The organism is Ideonella livida (assembly GCF_010499455.1).
GTDB classification, from domain to species: Bacteria; Pseudomonadota; Gammaproteobacteria; order Burkholderiales; family Burkholderiaceae_C; genus Ideonella; species Ideonella livida.
Genome location: NZ_JAAGOH010000074.1, coordinates 1 through 2,931, shown reverse-complemented (window position 1 = coordinate 2,931; position 2,931 = coordinate 1). Strand labels below are relative to the sequence as shown.

3 protein-coding genes and 1 pseudogene are annotated in these 2,931 nt (G+C 76.4%); all 4 read right to left on the bottom strand.

All coding sequences use genetic code 11. The annotated features are described in order from the left end of the window. Positions 1 to 229: pseudogene (locus tag G3A44_RS23055) on the bottom strand (anti-sigma factor); the annotation flags it as partial. Continuing rightward, a complete protein-coding gene (locus G3A44_RS23050) occupies positions 226 to 825 on the bottom strand; it encodes an RNA polymerase sigma factor (RefSeq protein WP_163460097.1) in 600 nt (199 codons plus the stop codon). The pseudogene G3A44_RS23055 and the gene G3A44_RS23050, both read right to left, overlap by 4 nt. Before the next feature lie 208 nt (positions 826 to 1,033). Beyond that, positions 1,034 to 2,266, bottom strand: coding sequence for a YbfB/YjiJ family MFS transporter (locus tag G3A44_RS23045; RefSeq protein ID WP_163460096.1), 1,233 nt, complete (start codon positions 2,264 to 2,266; stop codon positions 1,034 to 1,036). Between the two features lie 106 nt (positions 2,267 to 2,372). Next, a partial coding sequence (locus G3A44_RS23040; RefSeq protein WP_163460095.1) for a hypothetical protein occupies positions 2,373 to 2,931 on the bottom strand: 559 nt, incomplete at its 5' end.

Sequence of the window (2,931 nt, the reverse complement as noted above, 5' to 3'; positions counted from 1 at the left end):
CCCGCGTCACCCGGGCCAGCACCCGCTCGCGCAGCGCGGCCGACGGCTCGGCCGGCGGCAGCGCCAGGGCCAGCGCGGCCAGGCGCTCCTCCCATTGGCGCACCGCCTCGCGGGCCGCCGCAGAGCGTTGGAGCAGCCGCGCAAAGCCGCGCGCGGTGGCCGGGCGCAGCGTGCCCAGCACATGGCCCTGGGCCAGGGCCTCCAGCACATGGGGCGCCTGCCGGTTCATGCCAGTGCTCCCACGCCCAGGCGGGCCAGGCATTGGCGCAGCTGCTCCAGGCCGCGGCGCACCCAGGACTTGGCGGTGGACAGCGGCACGCCCATGGCCTGGGCAATGTCCTGGTGCGGCCACCCTTTGAAGTAGGTCAGGGCCAGCGCCTGGCGCTGGCTGGGGCTCAGGCCGCCCATGCACTGGTCCAGGTGCAGGCGGCGCAAGCCTTCGTCCAGCGCCTGCTCGGGCCGCAGACCGTCCACGTCGGGCAGTTCCAGGTCGCTCTCGTCCAGGGCGCGGGTGCGCCCGGCCTCGGTGCGCAGGCGGCGCAGCTGGTCGATGGCCTGGTGGCGCACGATGTGGATGAGCCAGGTCATGGGCTGGGCGCGGGCCGGGTCGAACTGGGCGGCGTGGTGCCAGACTTTGACAAAGGCCTCCTGCAGCACGTCCTCGGCCGCGTCGGCGCGGCCCATCATGCGCAGGGCCAGGCCGTAGAGGTGGCGGTGGGTGGCGTCGTACACGGCCATGAAGGCCTGGCGGTCGCCGCGCGCGGCGGCGTCCAGCCAGGCCGCCAGGCGGGCCGAGGCACTGGGTTCCAGCTCGGTCAGGGACATGGGGCGGGGCTCCTCCGGCTCCAGGGGCGCGTCCCGGCAGGGACAGGGGGGATTCAAGACGCTCATGCCCCATCTACGTGGGCCGCGGGGAAAAAGCGTCGGCGCACCATGCCACGCCCGCCCCGGCGCCCGCCAGCGCCGGAGCGACCGCCGGACCGGCGGCGGCGCCCAGCGCGGGCGCCAGACACCGGGCAACCGCTCAAGCCGCTCAGCCCACCCGTCGGTCAGCCCGCGGCAGTGCCGCCAGCGCCACGCAGCCCAGGCCCATCACCGCCGCGGTCAGCCACAGGCCGCCATGGAAGCTGCCGCTGGCCAGGGCCATCCAGCCCGTCAGCGCCGGGGCCAGCACCTGCGCGCTGCCATAGCTCAGGGTGAGCCGCGCCATGGCCTTGCCCGGATTGGCCGGCGAATGGCGGCCCACCAGCGCCAGGGTCATGCTCACGATGCCGATGGAGGTGGCGCCATAGCCCAGCGCCCCGACCCAGGCCGCCGCCAGGGTGTCGGAGGCGGCGGGGGCCATCAGGGTCAGCGTCTGCAGCAGGTAGGCTGCCCGCAGGGCCCGGGTGTCGCCCAGGCGGTGGGCCACACGGTCCCAGGCGGCCACCGCGGGCATGGCGGCCACCCCCACGCCGGCCCACACCAGGGTGCCCTGGCCGGCCAGGGCCGGCACACGCTCGACGATGGTGACGGTGAAGGTGGCGCTGACCACAAAACCCCAGCCCGCGGCAAAGTAGGCCAGCGCCAGCAGCGCCCACCAGCGGCGGGGCGGGCCGTCCGGCGCAGGCGCGGCGGCCGCGCCGGTGGATGGGCCCGCCGCCGGCGGCACCGGCGGCCGCCAGCGCCAGGCCGGCCACAGGAACAGCGCCCCCACCGCCCCCAGGGCCCACCAGGGGTGCTGCCAGTGCGGCCACCAGCGGGTGAACAGGCCCGCCGCCACGGCCGAGACGACGATGCCCAGGCCCACGCCGATGAAGTGCACCCCCAGCTCGGGCCGCCGGCCCTGGCGCATCAGCCAGCCCAGCACCAGGCCGCTGCCCAGCAGCAGGCCGGTGGCACCGCACAAGCCGCCGATCAGGCGCAGCAGCATCCAGCCTGGCCACCAGGCCCCCAGCCCGCAGGCCGCCGTGCTGAGCACCGCGGCCCACAGGCCCAGGCCGTAAAGGCGCTGGCGCCAGCGGGGCGATTCGATCCAGGCGGCCGCCAGGGCGCCGGCCATGTAGCCGGCGTAGTTGACCGCGGCCAGCAGCCCGGCCTGCGCGTCGTCCAGCCCGGTCTGGGCCTGCAGCACCGGCAGCAGCGGGGTGTAGGCAAAGCGGGCCAGGCCCAGGGAGAGGACCAGGCCGCACAGCCCGCCCACCATGACCTGCCAGGCCTGCAGACCGTCGGGCTCAGGCGACGCCGGCGGCAAGGCGGCAGGGGTGGCATCGGAGGTCAGGGCCATGACCCATCATGCCGCGGGCCTGGCGGTCGCGCCGGTCGCCCGCAGGTCCGCCCGGGCCCGGGACAACCCGCAGCGCCCCGCGTAGTGGGGCGCCGGCGTCCGGGGCTCAGAAGGAGGTGGCGGGGTCCGGGGCGCCCACGGGACCGCGCACGCGGCCCTGGACCTTGAAGAGATCCCGCAGACGGCGGAACAGGCCCACCGCGCCCGGGGCCACTTCCTGCAGCCAGACCGAGTCCGGCCCGAAGCGGGAGGTGCCAGCGGCCACATCGGCCGGCTCCTCGGCGGTGCGGGGGCGCACCGGGGCGGCGGCCAGCGGCAGGTCCAGCGGCACATGGCCGGTGACGGCGGCGCTGGCGTCGACCACGTCCAGCCAGCCGCGCGAAAGCATGTCAGACAGGAACTGCCGGCACTGGCCGGGCTCGACATTGCTGGCGTGCGACAACTCGGCCAGCGACATCTCGCCCTGCGACAAGAAGCTGGCCAGGCGGTGGCCGTAGCGGTGGGCCAGCAGCGCATCGGCCGCTGGCCAGCGCCGCAGCCGAAAGCGCGCGGGCAGCAGGCCGGAGCAACCGCCGGTGGCCGGCGGCGGCGCCTCCTGGCGGACAGCGGCCACCGGGGCCACCGATGCGGCGGCCGACGCCGGCACGGGCGCCGGCGCCGGCTTC

Excerpts from the sequence above, each read along its gene's own strand:
- G3A44_RS23050 (WP_163460097.1), bottom strand. The coding sequence starts at position 825 with ATGTCCCTGACCGAGCTGGAACCCAGTGCCTCGGCCCGCCTGGCGGCC.
- G3A44_RS23045 (WP_163460096.1), bottom strand. The coding sequence starts at position 2,266 with ATGGCCCTGACCTCCGATGCCACCCCTGCCGCCTTGCCGCCGGCGTCG.